This window comes from Parapedobacter sp. (genome assembly GCF_053550995.1).
This window is the reverse complement of the sequence record NZ_JBMQOC010000026.1, coordinates 61,221-77,601: the sequence shown is the minus strand read 5'-3', so window position 1 is coordinate 77,601 and position 16,381 is coordinate 61,221. Positions and strand designations below refer to the sequence as shown.

Annotated in this window: 11 protein-coding genes and 1 riboswitch; of the genes, 4 read left to right on the top strand and 7 right to left on the bottom strand. The window is 52.4% G+C overall.

Going from position 1 to position 16,381, the window contains the following annotated elements:
* The first annotated feature begins 236 nt into the window (after positions 1–236).
* Together ACO1NT_RS04575 and ACO1NT_RS04570 are read left to right on the top strand one after the other, a co-directional pair.
* Positions 237–539, top strand: coding sequence for an acylphosphatase (locus ACO1NT_RS04575; protein ID WP_449047222.1), 303 nt, complete (start codon positions 237–239; stop codon positions 537–539).
* A 16-nt stretch (positions 540–555) separates the two neighbouring features.
* Positions 556–2,052 carry a lipopolysaccharide biosynthesis protein gene (locus ACO1NT_RS04570; RefSeq protein WP_449047221.1) on the top strand — a complete coding sequence of 499 codons (1,497 nt, stop codon included), beginning with the start codon at positions 556–558 and terminating at the stop codon, positions 2,050–2,052.
* Positions 2,053–2,063: 11 nt separating this feature from the next.
* On the opposite strand, the gene dusB is transcribed toward ACO1NT_RS04570, so the two are convergent.
* The 5 genes from dusB to ACO1NT_RS04545 all read right to left on the bottom strand — a co-directional run bounded on the left by dusB (position 2,064) and on the right by ACO1NT_RS04545 (position 11,684).
* On the bottom strand, positions 2,064–3,056 hold the full coding sequence (gene dusB / locus ACO1NT_RS04565; RefSeq protein WP_449047220.1) for a tRNA dihydrouridine synthase DusB: 993 nt from the start codon (positions 3,054–3,056) through the stop codon (positions 2,064–2,066).
* Between the two features lie 58 nt (positions 3,057–3,114).
* Positions 3,115–4,542, bottom strand: a complete 1,428-nt coding sequence (dnaA, locus tag ACO1NT_RS04560; RefSeq protein ID WP_449047219.1) for a chromosomal replication initiator protein DnaA — start codon at positions 4,540–4,542, stop codon at positions 3,115–3,117.
* A 286-nt stretch (positions 4,543–4,828) separates the two neighbouring features.
* Positions 4,829–5,215: a transmembrane 220 family protein gene (locus tag ACO1NT_RS04555; protein WP_449047218.1), complete on the bottom strand. Its 387-nt coding sequence runs from the start codon at positions 5,213–5,215 to the stop codon at positions 4,829–4,831.
* Positions 5,216–5,298: 83 nt separating this feature from the next.
* A riboswitch (TPP riboswitch) is annotated at positions 5,299–5,395 on the top strand.
* A 61-nt stretch (positions 5,396–5,456) separates the two neighbouring features.
* Positions 5,457–8,336, bottom strand: coding sequence for an aminomethyl-transferring glycine dehydrogenase (gcvP, locus tag ACO1NT_RS04550; RefSeq protein WP_449047217.1), 2,880 nt, complete (start codon positions 8,334–8,336; stop codon positions 5,457–5,459).
* A gap of 168 nt (positions 8,337–8,504) precedes the next feature.
* On the bottom strand, positions 8,505–11,684 hold the full coding sequence (locus ACO1NT_RS04545; RefSeq protein ID WP_449047216.1) for a S41 family peptidase: 3,180 nt from the start codon (positions 11,682–11,684) through the stop codon (positions 8,505–8,507).
* 233 nt (positions 11,685–11,917) lie between these two features.
* On the opposite strand from ACO1NT_RS04545, the gene ACO1NT_RS04540 reads away from it, so the two are divergent.
* Both ACO1NT_RS04540 and ACO1NT_RS04535 read left to right on the top strand, forming a co-directional pair.
* Entirely contained in the window at positions 11,918–12,562 is a 645-nt protein-coding gene (locus ACO1NT_RS04540) for a hypothetical protein (protein WP_449047215.1), read from the top strand.
* Between the two features lie 183 nt (positions 12,563–12,745).
* Complete coding sequence (locus ACO1NT_RS04535; RefSeq protein WP_449047214.1) at positions 12,746–15,211, top strand: DUF5686 and carboxypeptidase regulatory-like domain-containing protein; 2,466 nt, start codon at positions 12,746–12,748, stop codon at positions 15,209–15,211.
* A gap of 7 nt (positions 15,212–15,218) precedes the next feature.
* On the opposite strand, the gene folE is transcribed toward ACO1NT_RS04535, so the two are convergent.
* On the bottom strand, positions 15,219–15,851 hold the full coding sequence (gene folE / locus ACO1NT_RS04530) for a GTP cyclohydrolase I FolE (RefSeq protein ID WP_449047213.1): 633 nt from the start codon (positions 15,849–15,851) through the stop codon (positions 15,219–15,221).
* A 22-nt stretch (positions 15,852–15,873) separates the two neighbouring features.
* Positions 15,874–16,290 (bottom strand): 6-pyruvoyl trahydropterin synthase family protein, encoded by a 417-nt coding sequence (locus ACO1NT_RS04525; protein ID WP_449047212.1) that lies wholly within the window; start codon positions 16,288–16,290, stop codon positions 15,874–15,876.
* Positions 16,291–16,381: the final 91 nt, after the last annotated feature.

Below are 16,381 nucleotides of genomic sequence, written 5' to 3'. Positions count from 1 at the left end.
GGCCGGCATGGCCCAGTTCAACTTCGCGGGCTTCGGGGTGGGCTACAGCTACCAGTTCAACCCGGGCAGCGAGCCGCTCGACAGGCGCATCACCAACACCACACACGAGATCGGCATCAGCTACCGGTTCGATAAAACCGTGGGGGTGCTTTAAACGATTTGACGATTCGTCGACTCCTTCGTGGGTTTGTTGATGTGCCGATTTGCATGTATTTTTGTCCCATTAGAAAGAAATCATGGGCACCAATACCGACAAACACAAGCACCTTGACATCGTCGTACACGGCAAGGTACAGGGTGTATATTTTCGACTCACCACGAAGGCCGTGGCCGACCAGCTGGGTGTGAAAGGCACCGCCCGGAATGAGGCCGATGGCACCGTATCCATCGAAGCCGAGGGCGACGCGTTTGCCCTCGACGCCTTTCTTGAATGGTGCCATGAGGGCCCCGAAAGGGCTGTGGTTGAAAAAGTAGCGACCAACGAAGGCGAAATGAAAAACTATCGTAACTTTGAGGTCATCAGGAAATCGCGTGGGTGACCTTAAGTGTTAAACGTTGTCTGTACTTAGAAAATTCGCTGGACAAACCGCTATCTATGGGCTGAGCACCATCGTGGCCAGGCTGGTGAGTTTCCTGCTTACAAAGCTCTACGTCGGTAAGTTCTCCCCTTCCGTATACGGTATCTTTACCAACCTATACAGCTGGGCCGCCATGCTCAATGCCGTGCTTGCTTTCGGCATGGAAACCACCTATTTCCGGTATTTGCAGAAGCACGACCATGACCGGGCTAAGGTATACAACAACAGCTTCACCATCATCCTGTTCACCACCGCGCTCTTTGTCATCACCATGCACCTTTTCTCGGCAAATATCGCTACTTGGCTGAACAACGGCAGCTACAATACCGACTTGAATCGATATGTGCGCTACTTCGCTTGGATCCTCGCTGCCGATGCCTTGGCTGTCATTCCTTTTGCACGCCTGCGTGCCGAAGGCCGCCCCATCCGGTTTGGCATCCTCAAGCTGGTCAACGTCGTCACGTTCATTGGCTTCAACCTGTTTTTCATCATAACCATCCCCTGGCTGATCGAACAGGGGGGCACCTATCCAGCTTATTTCGCTTCTTGGTACCGCGACGGCTGGGTGGGCTATGTCTTCCTGTCAAACCTTATCGCCAGTGGGCTTACCCTCGTCCTGCTACTGCCGGAGATCGCCAAGTTGCGCCCACGGCTGGACCGCAAGCTCGCCATGGATATGCTTTCCTATAGCCTCCCCGTATTGATTGCCAATATCTCGTTCATCATCAATGAGCATATCGATAAGATCATGATCCCTAAGTTGCTTCCCGGCGAGGTGGGCGACCGCGATTTGGGCATCTATGGGGCCGTATCAAAGATCGCTGTGTTCTTAAGTATCGCCGTGCAGGCCTTCCGTCTAGGTGCGGAGCCTTTCTTTTTCAGTTATTCGAAAAACGAAAACGCCCCGCGGACTTATGCACTCATCATGGACTACTTTGTCATCGCCATGGTGCTGGTGATGGTGGGCATTACGGTAAATATCGAATGGCTGAAGTATTTCATCGAGGGCGGCAGCCCCAAAGAACAAGCCCAATATTGGTCGGGCCTACATATCATTCCCATCCTCCTCCTCAACTATGTATTGTTGGGCATTTACATGAACCTGTCGATCTGGTATAAGCTAACCGACCAAACCCGCTTTGGCCTTTATATCTCCGGTATCGGGGCCATCATTACCATCGTGCTCAACATCATCCTCATACCGCGCTACAGCTACGTGGGCGCCGTTTGGGTAACCGCAATTGCTTACGCCGCCATGGTGGTTACCTCCTACCTGTGGGGGCAGCAGCGGTACCCCATCCCTTACCGCGTGGGTAAAAACAGCGCTTATATCGTTGCGGGTATCGTGGTTTGCTGGCTGGCATTCGACGTGTTCGACCGCCATCTCATCGTCGGAAACTTACTTTTTGCAGCTTTCGCACTCGTCGCTGCACTCATCGAGCGGAAGACGCTCATGGCGGTCCTGAAAAAATAGCATTGTTAGGCTTAGGCTACCTCCAGTTCGAACTGGTCGCTGATTTCGTCGAGCACCGCCTCGATATCGGCTACGTCCGTCAGCGATACCAGCTTCATACGATATTCCTTAAAATGTGGTATCCCCTTGAAGTAATTGGCATAATGCCGGCGCATCTCGAAGATACCGGTCTTCTCGCCTTTCCATTCGAGCGATTTCCGGAGATGCGTACGGCACACATCCACCCGTTCGGCTATGGTTGGGCCAGGCAGGTACGCTCCCGTTTGGAAAAAATGCTTGATTTCACGGAATATCCATGGATAGCCAATGGAAGCACGGCCGATCATGATGCCATCCACCTCATACTCCATGCGCCAAGCGGCGGCCTTCTCCACGCTATCCACGTCACCATTGCCGAAAATGGGGATACGGATACGGGGGTTGCGTTTGATTTCGCGGATGAGATGCCAGTCGGCTTGCCCCTTATACATTTGCGAGCGGGTACGGCCATGGATGCTCAATGCCTGGATGCCCACATCTTGCAAGCGCTCGGCCACCTCGTATACATTCTTGGTGTCGTCATCCCAGCCCAAGCGGGTCTTCACCGTGACGGGCAGAAGGGTAGCGTCTACCACGGCTTTGGTCATCGCCGTCATTTTATCGATATCTTGCAAGAGACTGGCTCCGGCACCGCGGCAGGCTACGTTTTTTACGGGGCAGCCGTAATTGATGTCGATCAGGTCGGGGCCTGCCAGCGTTGCGATCTCGGTGGCTTCGCGCATCGTATCGATATCGCTGCCGAAAATCTGGATGCCAATGGGGCGCTCATACTCGAAGATATCCAGCTTCTGACGGCTTTTAGCGGCATCACGGATAAGCCCTTCGGAAGAAATAAACTCGGTATACATCATGTCCACCCCGTTTTGCTTGCACACAAAACGGAATGGCGGATCACTCACATCTTCCATGGGTGCCAAAAGCAAGGGGAAAGCCCCCAAATTGATATTTCCAATGGTAATAGCCATGCACGCTAACCGATAACCGGATGCAAAGGTACGGAAATCGGGGGAATGCCCCAAGCCACTAGCTGGTCTTCAGCTTCTTCTGGATATCCTGTACATAGGCTTTGAACTTCTTATCTGTTTCAATAAGATCTTCTACCGTCTGGCAGGCGTAGATGACCGTGGAATGATCCCGGCCACCGAAAAACGCACCGATAGACTTCAACGACGTTTTGGTGTGATTTTTTGCCAGGTACATCGATATCTGTCGGGCCTGCACGATTTCGCGCTTGCGCAATTTTGATTTCACCATTTCCACCGGTACCTCGAAATAATCGCATACCAATTTCTGGATGTAATCCATCGATATCTCCTTGTGCGAATTCTTGATGAAATTCTTCAACATCGATTTAGCGAGGTTGAGATCGATCTCTTTTTTGTTGAGCGTAGCCTGTGCCAATAACGAAACCATCGCTCCCTCCAATTCACGTACACTATTATCGATCTGGTTGGCAACATACTCGATGACATTATCGGGCAACTCAATGCCATCGGAATACATCTTTTTCTTAAGGATGGCCATCCGCGTTTCCAGATCGGGCACCTGCATATCGGCCGAAAGGCCCCATTTGAACCGGCTCAATAGCCGCTCTTCGAGCCCGGCGAGATCCTTGGGCGGCTTATCCGATGTAAGGATGATCTGCTTGCTCGACTGGTGGAGGTGGTTGAAGATATGGAAAAAGATATCCTGCGTACGCTCTTTACCCGCAAAATTATGCACATCATCCATGATGATGACATCCATCGCCTGGTAAAAATTGACAAAGTCGTTGATGGTGTTATTTTTCAGGGAATCGACAAACTGCTGGCAGAATTTCTCGCACGATACATAGATAACCAGCTTGTCGGGTAGGTTTCGTTTGATTTCATTACCGATAGCCTGTGCCAAGTGCGTTTTGCCAAGCCCCACACCTCCATAAATCATCAATGGGTTGAACGATGTGCCACCCGGTTTGCTTGCTACAGCAAAACCTGCCGACCGCGCCAATCGATTGCACTCACCTTCGATGAAATTATCGAATGTATAATGCTGGTTCAGCTGCGGGTCTACCTGCAGTTTCTTCAGGCCCGGAATGACGAAGGGATTCTTGATATCTTTATTAAGCGCTACAGGAATGGGAATCGATTGCCTTTTCGCTTCGGCTCCGTTACCGCTTGAAGGGATATTGGTGGTGTATGGATTACTGGTGGATGATTTTTCGACAACGATGTTGTATTCCAACCGTCCATTTTCGCCGAGATGCTTTTTTATCGTTTTGCGCAGCAAGCCGACATAATGCTCTTCCAGCCATTCGTAAAAAAATAAACTCGGTACTTGAATAGTCAAAACGTTACCTTCCAACCGTACAGCCTTAACGGGCTCAAACCAGGTCTTATAACTTTGTGCGGGAATATTATCTTTGATGATTTGCAGACAGCTATTCCATACACTCGTGCTCGTTTTTTCCATTCGTTAAATCTTAAAAAGTTGATATCCAATAAATGACCGAAAAAATGTTGATAACTTCTCCGTGAAACGAAGGTGGCAAAAAAAAACCACCAAAAAAATTAAAAAATGAAATATCAATTATTCACTTTGTAATCAGCAACTTAGATGTATTTTACACGTAAAATATATTGGTCAAGTCCGAATGTGCAAAATTTCTCAACATTGGCCACCACCCTCGGGTCTACGTGTTAAAGTTACGTAAACTTTGGGCAAAGTTGTTGTAAAAAAAGATAAAAAAAGCTGCTGGTTAGGCCACATTAATCCGCCTGCGCCTGGCCGCCAACACCCAGTCGGCCGCCAACACAGCAATGAGTATCAAGAGACCCAACACTTCGCGGGTTTCCTCTATCCATGGTTTGTCGGCTTTCATCGATTGCACCAGGTCTTTCGCTTCATGGTGAAGCGCCCAATCGAGCACGTTATGTTTAAAGATAAGGAAGTACACCACAAAGCCGAGGTAAACCACAATACCCGATGCGTAAGCCCAAATGAGGTATCGGCCCCGTGCTGCCATAAAACACGCCCACGCGCCAAAGCCGTATAAGACAATCCACAAAAGGGGATCCACATCGTTATATTGCAAACCGGCACTGATCAAAAACAGAACGCAGAAGATAATATTAAAAGCTTTCATGGAAATACGTGTTTGAATAGACCAAAGATAAAAAAAATCATCTTTTTTAAAACTCTTCCTACGCTGGTGTGTTTTCTTACCAAACGATGTGCCGGGAGTGCTTGAGTCGATCAGGCTGAGATTACATCCCCGAACCTGATCTGGATAATTCCAGCGCAGGAAAAGCACATCCGTACGACGAAAGTCGTACATTCCCATTCCGGCTATGGCTGGAATGGGTTTTTTTGCTGTGTAACCCGGGTTACGCTTCGGCCGTTTCGTAGGCACTTATTGGTGGACAAGCACAGATCAGCATCCGGTCGCCCTGCGAATCGTTGACCCGCCCCACCGCCGGCCAGAATTTGTGGTCGCGTACGAATGGCAGCGGGAAAGCCGCTTCCGAACGGGCATACGGCTTTTCCCACACGTCGGCACTGACCATGGCGATGGTGTGGGGCGCACCTTTCAACAAGTTATCGGTCCGGTCGGCCCCACCCTTTTCAATCGCCGCTATCTCGGCACGGATGGCAACCATCGCCTCGCAGAAACGGTCAAGCTCCGCCTGCGATTCCGACTCGGTAGGCTCTACCATTAATGTCCCCGCCACGGGGAAAGACACCGTAGGCGCATGGAAACCGTAGTCCATCAATCGCTTGGCAATATCGCCCACTTCGATACCAACCGCCTTGAATGCGCGGCAATCCAATATCAGTTCGTGCGCACAGTGGCCATTGGCACCTGCGTAGAGCACCGGATAATGGCCTTCCAGCCGTGCTTTGATATAATTGGCGTTGAGGATGGCATATCGGGTGGCATTGGTAAGCCCTTCGCCTCCCATCAGTGCAATATAGGCATGTGAAATCAATAAGATGGACGCAGACCCCCATGGGGCCGCCGATACGGCGCTAATCCCCTCGGTGCCGCTTACAGGCACCACTGCATGGTTGGGTAAGAACGGCACCAAGTGCTCGGCCACACCGATGGGTCCCATACCGGGGCCACCACCACCATGCGGTATACAGAATGTCTTATGCAGGTTGAGGTGGCACACATCGGCGCCGATACGCCCGGGACTGGTGAAACCTACCTGTGCGTTCATATTGGCACCGTCCATATATACCTGTCCACCGTTTTGGTGGATAATATCGCATATTTCAACAATAGGCTCTTCGAAAACGCCGTGGGTAGACGGATAAGTAACCATTAAGGCACCCAGGTTGGCTGCGTGCGTTTCAGCTTTGGTGCGCAGGTCGGCCACGTCGATGTTGCCCCGTTCGTCACACCTCACCACCACTACCTCCATACCGGCCATACTGGCCGACGCCGGGTTGGTACCGTGGGCAGAGGCGGGGATAAGTACCACGTTGCGATGCGTATCGCCACGGCTTTCGTGGTAGGCACGGATGACCATCAATCCGGCATACTCTCCCTGGGCGCCCGAATTGGGCTGGAAGCTTACCTTTGTAAAGCCGGTGATTTCGCTCAGCCATGCATCCAACTCGCTGATGAGTTGCATGTACCCCCCCACTTGGTCGGTGGGGGCAAACGGGTGGATGCTACTGAATTCTGGCCACGTTACGGGTACCATTTCGGTCGTAGCGTTGAGTTTCATCGTACACGACCCCAACGGGATCATTGAATGGCACAACGAAAGGTCCTTGGCTTCCAATGATTTGATGTACCGTAGCATCTCGTGCTCGGAGTGGTAGCTGTTGAACACCGGATGCGTCAGGTATGCCGATGTGCGTTGCAACGCCTGCGGGATGGTTGGCGTTAGGTTTTGGGACCGGCCCGGCAGGTCAGCATCGTCAAGTGTCTTGCCCTTCAGCTTGGCGAAGATGCGCACCAAGGTTTCGATATCCTGGTAAGTCGTGGTTTCATCGATAGAAACACCCGCTACCGTACCCTGATAATGAAGATTCACCTCATTGTTGAGCGCCTCGGCGCGCAATGGCCCAGCAAGCTCACCCAGTTCCACGCGCAAGGTATCGAAATAGGTGTCGTTATATTGGGTATAACCCAACTGCCGCAATGCGCGGTCGAGCAGGTTGGCCAGCCCATGTATACGGTCTGCTATCCGCCGCAGCCCCTCCGGCCCGTGGTATGCAGCATAGAATCCGGCCATGATGGCCAGCAGCGCTTGCGCCGTACAGATATTAGACGAAGCCTTATCACGCCGGATATGCTGCTCGCGCGTTTGCAGCGCCATGCGCAGGGCATATTCCCCCTGTGCGTCTATGGTAACGCCGATAATGCGGCCGGGGATATTGCGCTTATATGCTTCTTTGGTGGCAAAATAAGCCGCGTGCGGTCCGCCGAAGCCCATCGGGATACCGAAGCGCTGTGTGCTGCCCACCACCACATCGGCACCCCACTCGCCCGGGGCGTCCAGCAATACCAGGCTGAGCAGGTCGGCCACCGCACAAACGGAAATGTGGCGGCTATGCAGTTGTTCCACCAAGCCACTATAGTCGGTTATCGAGCCATCGCCTGCGGGGTACTGCAACAGTGCTCCGAAAATAGTATCGTCTTCGGGAACCGCCCGGACGTCTCCGACCACCAACTCAATGCCGTACGACTGTGCCCGGGTATGCAGCACGTCGAGTGTCTGCGGGAATACATTATCCGAAACGAAGTACTTGTCAGCCGCCTTGTTCTTACGGAGGCCGTACTGCATAAACATGGCTTCTGCTGCGGCTGTCGCTTCATCCAGCAGCGATGCGTTGGCTATTTCCATCCCGGTAAGGTCGATGACCGCCGTCTGGAAGTTAAGCAACGCCTGTAGGCGGCCTTGGGCAATCTCTGCCTGGTAGGGCGTATACTGGGTATACCATCCCGGGTTTTCAAATACATTCCGCTGGATAACCCCGGGGAGTGTAACGCCGTAGTACCCCTGGCCGATATAGGATTTAAATACCCTGTTTTTATCGGCCACGGCCCGCATCCGTTGCAGGTATGCCGTTTCGCTCCATGCATCCGGCAGCCGTAGTGGCGTGGAGGTGCGAATCTGTGCAGGAACTGTTTCGTCCATCAGCTGGCCGAGGCTTTGCAGCCCCAAGGCGCCCAGCATGTCGGCGGTTTCATCGGCGCTCGGCCCGATGTGCCGCTCCTCGAATTTCTCTTGGAAATGTATTTTATTCATTCGGATATGTTTCTACCGTGGTGCAGCCATACTGCTTTAAAAGCAGCCGGTAATTTTCGCGGGCAAAGGTACGGATTTTAATATGCGAAATAAAGAGGTCGAAACAGGCTATCCGTTGTTTTCCTGCCCGATAATATATTTCGCTATAAGAAATATATATCTTAATCGTTATCTACCCAACTCGCCTAACAACTCCTTCACTGCCCGCTCCAACTGCGGATCCTTGCCTTGCAACCGATCCATGAAGGTGTTCTTGACGTAGATATCGGGCGACACACCGGTCAACTCAAGGTCGTCACCCTCCAGCGTATAGCAGCCCCAGGCCGGCACGCGGTACATCGAACCATCCACTAAGCCTTTTGCCGAAGTGAAGATGATCCACCGATAGGTTTCCGTGCCGATGATCTTGCCCAGCTTCAATGCCTTGAATCCGGCGGCGGTCATCTCGGCATCACTGAGCGACTGCTCATTTACCAGCAGCACGATGGGCTTGCCCGAAGGGGCAAAGTTGCTCTGCGGCGAGCGCTTGCCGCCGCGGTATTGCCATTGCAGGTACGGACGCTGCGAGAGGAACTGCAGCACTTCATCGTGTACGTTGCCGCCGGTGTTGTACCGCAGGTCGAGGATGATGGCGTCCTTTTGGGCTTCCTGCTCCACCATGTCCAGCAGGAATTGCTCCAGCTCGCCCCTGCCCATGTTTTTCATATAGGTGTAGGCGATGCGGTTGTTCCCCATCGAATCCACCTTGCGGCGGTTGGCCCGTATCCATTCGTCATAGCGCTGGTCGCGCAGGGCACTGCTGCGTTGGGGCCGTACCTTGGCGATGACCACCGCACCGCCGCGCCGGAAGGTAAGCACCATTTCATCGGCCAACGAAGGCCGCGTGAAATACGCATCACGGTCGGCTAGGGTATCCACCGGTTGCCCGTCAACGGCGATCAACACATCGCCGGGGCGGATATCCACTTCCTTGCGGGCGGCGTGGCTCCGGGCTACCACGCGCGACACGCGGTAGGGGTTTTCGTTGTCGAACAGCACCCCGGTCTCATTGGTTACCACCGAAAAATCCTTACGCTCGTCGGTACCACTGGAGCTGAAACCGAGGTGCGATGAGTTGAGCTCACCCAACATGTCGTTAAGCAATACACGCAGGTCGGCACGGTTGTTCAGGTAGGGCAGGTAAGTAGCATAGCGGGTTTTTATAGCAGCCCAGTCTACCCCATGAAAGTCACCGTCGTAAAAGTTCTCTTCGATACCGGCCCAGGTTTCGTAAAATAGCTGGTTGAACTCGTCTTCCAGGTTCCGGCGGAATTTGAACGCGATATCCACCTTTTCGAGCTTGTTGCCGTCGATGTTGTATTGCTGCACGGTACCGCCTGAAAGGGCGTAGAATTTCCCTTTCACCTCCACCAAGTTACCCACACCACCGTCGGCCACCTTCTCGGTCTTATCGTCTTCAAATGACTGTTGTACCGTGCGGTACAGGGCCCTACGCCCGCTATCGTGGTTTGAGGTATAGAAGATATAGGTCTTCTCGCCTTTCTTGAATGTTCTGGGATTGCTTTGTGTGCCGAAAGCGGGGCTTATGCGGGTAATGCGGTCGAGCAGCCCTTGGGTATTGATAACAATGGGCGTATGGGTTATCTTCGTACTATCGGCATCACCGTCTTTTTCGTCATTTTTATCCTTATCTTTCTTTTTGCCGTCACCGTCCTTTTCATCTTTCTTTTTTTCCTCGAAAAGTTCGTTGAACTTGTCAATCCGGTAAGGTTCGTCAAAATCATCCAGCGCCATGCGGTAGATACTGGCATCGCGCATGCCGGTAGGGTAGGCCGGCTTGGTGCGGTTGCTGGCAAAATAGATAGATTTGCCATCGGGCGACCATGCGGGCGATGTTTCCGACACCCCGGTATTGGTGAGGTTGATGGTCTCGTTCTTAGCGATATGATGCACGAAGATATCCTGCTCGAAATTGCGGTAGGCCGTAAACAGGAGGTATTCGCCATTGGGCGAAAACGCGGGTTCCGAGTTCTGGAACGCCCATATCTCATCTTTCACCACGGTGGTGCTCTGCAAGGTTTTCAGGTTGAGCAGCCGCACTTCATCACGGCCGCTGAGGTATACGGCTTGGGTACGCTCCGCGTTGAGCGTGATGTCTCGGTTGCTGCGCATATCGGCCGTGAGCTGCTGGGCTTCACTTTTGCCGTCGGCCGCAATCGTGTACCAATTGAGGTAGCCCGCATGGGTCTGGTTAAATAGCAGCGTCTTGTTGTCGGCCAGCCACTTCACTTCCATGGCCCGTTCGCCCGAGCTGGGCATCTGTTTGATGAATTTGCCTTCGACGTCACTCACGAAGAGTTCGCCCCGCGAGATGAAGGCCAGCTTCTCGCCGTCGGGCGACACATCGAAGTAGGTGATGTTTTCTTTCACGTCAAACTCGTGCGGTGCATCCAACACGGCATTCCGGCTGATGGTAACATGGGGCTTCGACGTTTCCTTGGTGGCCACATCATAGATATACAACTGGTAATCTTTTTCGAACACCACCTTCGTGCCGTTGGCCGATACCACAGGCCGTTTGATAGAAGTATCGAATTGGGTGAGTGCCGTCTTTGCGTCGTTGGCAAAGGTATAGAGGTTGTACTCTCCATTGGATTCATCAGACGCAAAGAAGATATTGCCTTGCCGATCTATAGAAGCCCAGAAGTCTTTCCCTTCGTAGTCGGTATATTGCGTGAATGCGTCGTTTTCCGGGTGATAACCCATGATATCGGGATTATACGCCCCTTTGTAGCGTTTACGGTTCGCATTAAAATAGCTTTCCCATGTGTTATTAAAAAGGAGTTCGCCATCAGGCTTTTCCACCACGCCGTGTATGGTGTTGAAGTAATGGCCGAAGAGCCGTTTGGCGGTTCCGCCCTGGGCAGCCACCGTATAACTGGTAAATCGGTTATAGCGTCCCGAGGTGAAGTAGATGGTCTGGTTATCCCAGCTCCAGCTGTCTACCTCATCGGAGGCATCGTGGTGGGTAAGTTGCCTGATGGCGCCGCCCGCCAAAGGCATTACGTATACATCGTGGTTGCCGAATTGGTTGGCCGAGAACGCCAGCCATTGGCCATCGGGCGAAACCCTTGGCGCGATTTCATCGCCCCGCATCGCCGTGAGTCGGAGTGCCTGCCCGCCATTGGCAGCCACCTTCCACAGATCGCCTGCATAGCTGAAAACAACGGTTTGGCCATCGGGCGTCAGTGTAGGATACGAAATAAATGTTGGAGCAGTCTGTGTGTGGGCGGCAAGCGACGCAAGGGCGAGGGTTGCCGTCATTAGGCACGTGTTGATGATATTCATGCTTTTAAGTTTATTGTGCTGGCTGCAATATTAATGAAAATTAACAACAACACCCCGCATCTTTTTGGTAGTATTGAGCCTGTTTATACGAAATCTATGACTTAGCAAAGCTCTTGAAGACCTTTAGGGTCACGGCGGTGCGTTTTTAGTTTTTCAATGCCCTTCGGCCCACGATGATGTTTCATGAACGATGAAACGAAAAATTGCGTAACTTTCCACCCAAACAGTGCGAAATGAAACCTGTGTATTGTCTTCTGCTGATGGTAGCCCCGCTTGCGATGCCCGGCTATGCCCAAGACTCCCTATCGCCTTTTCTTTTTGATGACTATTACGACGCGGTGGTACATTTTCACGGTGGCCAAACATCGGCTGAAAAAGTGAATTATAACCTGGTGGAAAGCGCACTTTATTTCATCGATATGCGGGATGGCCAGGTAAAGGTGGTGGCTGATTATAGGGGCATAGACTCGCTTGTCATCGCGGGGCGCATTTTTCTCCTCGACGGTGAAAACGCGTTAGAAAAAGTGTCAAGCAATCCTACCGTGTACATTCGATTCAACGCAAACAGCACACAAAAACCACCACCGGTGGCCTATGGCGGCACCAGCAAGCTGGCTTCGGTCGACGTTTATTCGACTGCCTTTTTCCAGGGCTTAGGGTCGGACCGCAAAACCCCGGAACAAGAGGTGTCCAAGATTTACCACGATTACATGATCGAGCTCGACGGAAAACGGAAAAAGTTCTCCAGCTTCAAACAGTTCCACCGGATTTATCGCGACCATAGGGAGGCTCTGGAGAAATACCTAATGGAAAAGGAGCTGGATTTCAACGATGTAAAGGGTATCATTGCACTGTGCCGTTATGCAGAGAGCCTGTGATGATGAAACCTTATTCCCCCCACTCATCGTAAGGTCCGCGAAAACTAAAAAGCAGGAACTGGCTAGGCAACGGTTAAAGCAATCGACACCGGCCGATAATCCCATAAGGTCTTCTGCCGACTGAAACATTAACGAAAATTAACAACAACATCCCGCATCCTTTTGGTAGTTTTGGGCATGTTTATGCTGAAACCGTGGCTTACGCTTGTTTTCATCGGCTTGGCGACGCTGTTCGTCCACGCACAGACCTACCAGCTTACCGGGCTGGTAACCGATGAGCAGGGTGCTTCGGTTCCCTTTGCTAGCATATACCCCAAAGGCATGGTGCGTGCAGGCACATCGGCCAATAGCGAGGGGATATTCAAATTGACCCTGCCAGCAGGCTCGTACGAATTGGTGGTGCGCTCCGTAGGCTACCAACAAGTTATCGAGCCGGTTGACATGGCTGGCGATCAGCATATCCAGATTACGGTCCTTGCCGAATCGTATCTCCTAGACGAAGTCGTGATCGGCAACCGCGAGGATCCGGCGTATGCCATCATAAGGCAGGCCATCCGCCAACGCAAGAAACACCTCAACGAAGCAGTTCCATATACCGCCAATGTGTACATCAAAGGGGTGCAGCACTTGCTGCAAGCGCCGAAAAAATTCCTCGGGGTGGATATCGACGAGATCGGCCGTGAAATCGGACTGGATTCCAATCGCACAGGCATTGTATACCTCTCGGAATCCGAGTCGCGCATCACCGTTCGCCCACCCGACGATTTCCGCGAGGAGATGGTTAGCTCGAAATTTTCGGGCAACAACCGGGCATTTAGTTTTAACCGGGCAGCCGACCTGAAACTCAACTTCTATGAAAACTACCAACCGATCATTGACGGGCTGGGTCCACGGCCTTTCGTTTCGCCCATTGCCGACAATGCCCTGGGTTTCTATCGGTACCGTCTGCTGGGCACCGCCGAGGAAAACGGGCTTACCGTCCATAAAATAGAAGTAACGCCTCGGCGCAAGGGTGAGCCGCTCTACCAAGGCGATATCTATATCCTAGACGGCCTTTGGCGTATATATGGCGTAAACCTACGGCTTACCAAGGCATCGGGCATCAATATTCTCGACACGCTGGATATCCGGCAGGAATTTATCCCCATTGACAGCAGCCAATGGCAGCCGTCGAGCATCCGGTTTGATTTTATAGGCGGCCTGCTCGGTTTCCGCATAGGCGGCTATTTTGCGGCGGTATACAGCGATTATGCAACACACCCCGCCATTGAAAAGGGCGCATTCAACGAGGTATTGCGCATCGCCGAAGGGGTCAATAAGCGCGACTCGGCCTACTGGGCTGCCCATCGCCCGCTGCTGCTTACGGAAGAAGAGCGCCTCGACTACATCCGCAAGGATAGCCTGCAACGCCGGCGCGAGTCTAAGCCGTACCTCGATTCGCTCGACCGTGTTTCCAACCGGCCGAAACCGCAACAATTACTGACCGGCTATACGTACCGCCACCGCGCAAACCGGTCGTCCCTTTCCTTCGACGGACTGGCCTCCTCGATACTTTTCAACAGTGTGGAGGGGCTCGCGCTCAATTACGGCGTACGGTACACACGGCAGGTAGATACCGTACTGAGCCGTAATTTCACCTTATATGGGAATGTCCGCTACGGCTTTGCCAACAAGCGGCTCAATGGTTATGCGGGCACTTCGTTCCCGCTGGGCAAGGGCCTTTTCCATGTCTATGGAGGCAGCAATGTGCAGGACATGAATAACCGGGGCTCGTTGCCACCTCTTTTCAACACCATCAGCACCACGTTTTTTGGCCGCAATTACCTCAAAGGGTATGAGCGTACATTCGGCGGGGTGGAATGGCGGTATACGCTACCGGCAAACGTACTTATAACGGCGGCGGCTGTATGGGAAAACCGCCTGTGGCTACCCAATAGCACGGATTATACCTTCTGGAGCCGGAACAAAAAGCATCTCACCTCCAACAATCCGCTAGCACCCACAGAAGACATTCCGCTGTTCCCCGAAAACCGGGCCGTTAAGGTGTCGCTAGGGCTGATTTACGATTTCAGCACCAAGTACGAGACCTATCCGAACCGGCGGGTGTACCTGCCTTCGCCATGGCCTACGTTATCCCTATCTTATACGAAAGGGCTACCGCAAGTGTTGGGGAGCGTTGTGGACTATGATTTGCTGATGGCACGATTACATAAAACGGATATCCGGTTGGGCCTATACGGCCGGATGGCTTTTGACGTGCGGGCGGGCACATTCCTGAATGACAAATCGCTCTACTATACCGATTACCGCCATTTCAAAGGTACGCGCACACTCATCAGCGACCAGCGGTCGGCCACTTTCTTGTTATTGGATTATTACCAGCATAGTACGTCGGGGAGTTTTGTGGAAGCACATGGGGAGTACAACCTCTCCACGTTGCTCACGGGCAAAGTACCGCTGCTCCGCAAGCTCAAACTGAACGAAATCATCGGCCTACACTACCTACACACGCCTACAATGCAGCATTACGGGGAGATCCATGCCGGACTCGAATGGCAACGCCTTCGTGTGATCTACGCACGGTCACTCGGAAACCATATAGGCCCGAGTGGAAAAGAAGCCATCCGGATTGGATTGCGGCTGTTTTAAGTGGTGCCTACCCCAGTGAAGCGGTAATCAGCTGTAAGAACTCCTGACGTGTACGTTCCTTGGCAAACTCGCCGGTAAAGGCGGAAGTGGTGGTCACCGAGTTTTGCTTTTGGATACCGCGCATGCACATGCAGAGGTGCTTGCACTCGATGACAACGGCTACACCGACCGGGTTTAGCGTATCCTGGATGCAATCACGGATCTCATTGGTGAGCCGCTCCTGCACCTGTAGGCGACGGGCATAGATATCTATCACCCGGGGAATCTTGCTCAAACCCACGATATGGCCATTCGGGATATAAGCCACAAGGGCTTTGCCGAAAAAGGGCAGCATGTGGTGCTCGCACATCGAATACACCTCGATATCCTTCACCACCACCATCTGGCTGTACTCTTCCTCGAACATGGCGTCCCGCAATACGGCCGCCGGATCAACGTCGTACCCGTGGGTGAGGTATTGCAGTGCTTTGGCCACGCGCTCGGGCGTTTTCAACAGCCCCTGCCGCTCAGGGTCCTCGCCTAGGAGTGCCAGTATTTCGTTGTAATGCGACGCTATACGCGCTACCTTCTCGGGGTTGTAACGGTCTATTTTTACGTACCCGTCTATTTCTTCCTCATTGAGTGGGAAATCGTTGTCCATAATCGTATGTTATCAAGTGGCGCTATTCATCGCCAAAATATTCCACGGAATTATTTTCGGTCTCGACCAGCTTCACCGAATGGAGCATGGCCCCATTTGCTTCCACGTGGGGCTTCAATTGTTTGAAAATCTCAATAGCCAACACTTCGGTGGATGCCATCTTGCCTCGCATGAAATCGACATCGAGGTTCACGTTGCGGTGGTCCAGTTTTTCGATGACATGGGCCTCGATGATGTGCTTGAGTTCCTTCAAATCAATCACAAATCCAGTCTGTGGGTCCACCTCTCCCTTCACTGTCACAAATAATTCATAATTGTGCCCATGCCAATTGGGGTTGGAACACTTGCCGAATACCGCCTCGTTCTGCTCCAAGCTCCACTCCTCGCGGTACAATTTATGCGCCGCGTTAAACCGTTCGCGCCGTGTAAGATATATCATAGCGTGCAAAGATAAGGTAATTTGCTGATTTGCTATTTGCTTTTTTGCTGATTTGCTGTGTGCTGATTTGCTGTCTGCTGATTTGCTGTCT

Excerpts from the sequence above, each read along its gene's own strand:
- ACO1NT_RS04575 (WP_449047222.1), top strand. The coding sequence starts at position 237 with ATGGGCACCAATACCGACAAACACAAGCACCTTGACATCGTCGTACAC.
- dusB (WP_449047220.1), bottom strand. The coding sequence starts at position 3,056 with ATGGCTATTACCATTGGAAATATCAATTTGGGGGCTTTCCCCTTGCTT.
- dnaA (WP_449047219.1), bottom strand. The coding sequence starts at position 4,542 with ATGGAAAAAACGAGCACGAGTGTATGGAATAGCTGTCTGCAAATCATC.
- ACO1NT_RS04555 (WP_449047218.1), bottom strand. The coding sequence starts at position 5,215 with ATGAAAGCTTTTAATATTATCTTCTGCGTTCTGTTTTTGATCAGTGCC.
- gcvP (WP_449047217.1), bottom strand. The coding sequence starts at position 8,336 with ATGAATAAAATACATTTCCAAGAGAAATTCGAGGAGCGGCACATCGGG.
- ACO1NT_RS04545 (WP_449047216.1), bottom strand. The coding sequence starts at position 11,684 with ATGAATATCATCAACACGTGCCTAATGACGGCAACCCTCGCCCTTGCG.
- ACO1NT_RS04540 (WP_449047215.1), top strand. The coding sequence starts at position 11,918 with ATGAAACCTGTGTATTGTCTTCTGCTGATGGTAGCCCCGCTTGCGATG.
- ACO1NT_RS04535 (WP_449047214.1), top strand. The coding sequence starts at position 12,746 with ATGCTGAAACCGTGGCTTACGCTTGTTTTCATCGGCTTGGCGACGCTG.
- folE (WP_449047213.1), bottom strand. The coding sequence starts at position 15,851 with ATGGACAACGATTTCCCACTCAATGAGGAAGAAATAGACGGGTACGTA.
- ACO1NT_RS04525 (WP_449047212.1), bottom strand. The coding sequence starts at position 16,290 with ATGATATATCTTACACGGCGCGAACGGTTTAACGCGGCGCATAAATTG.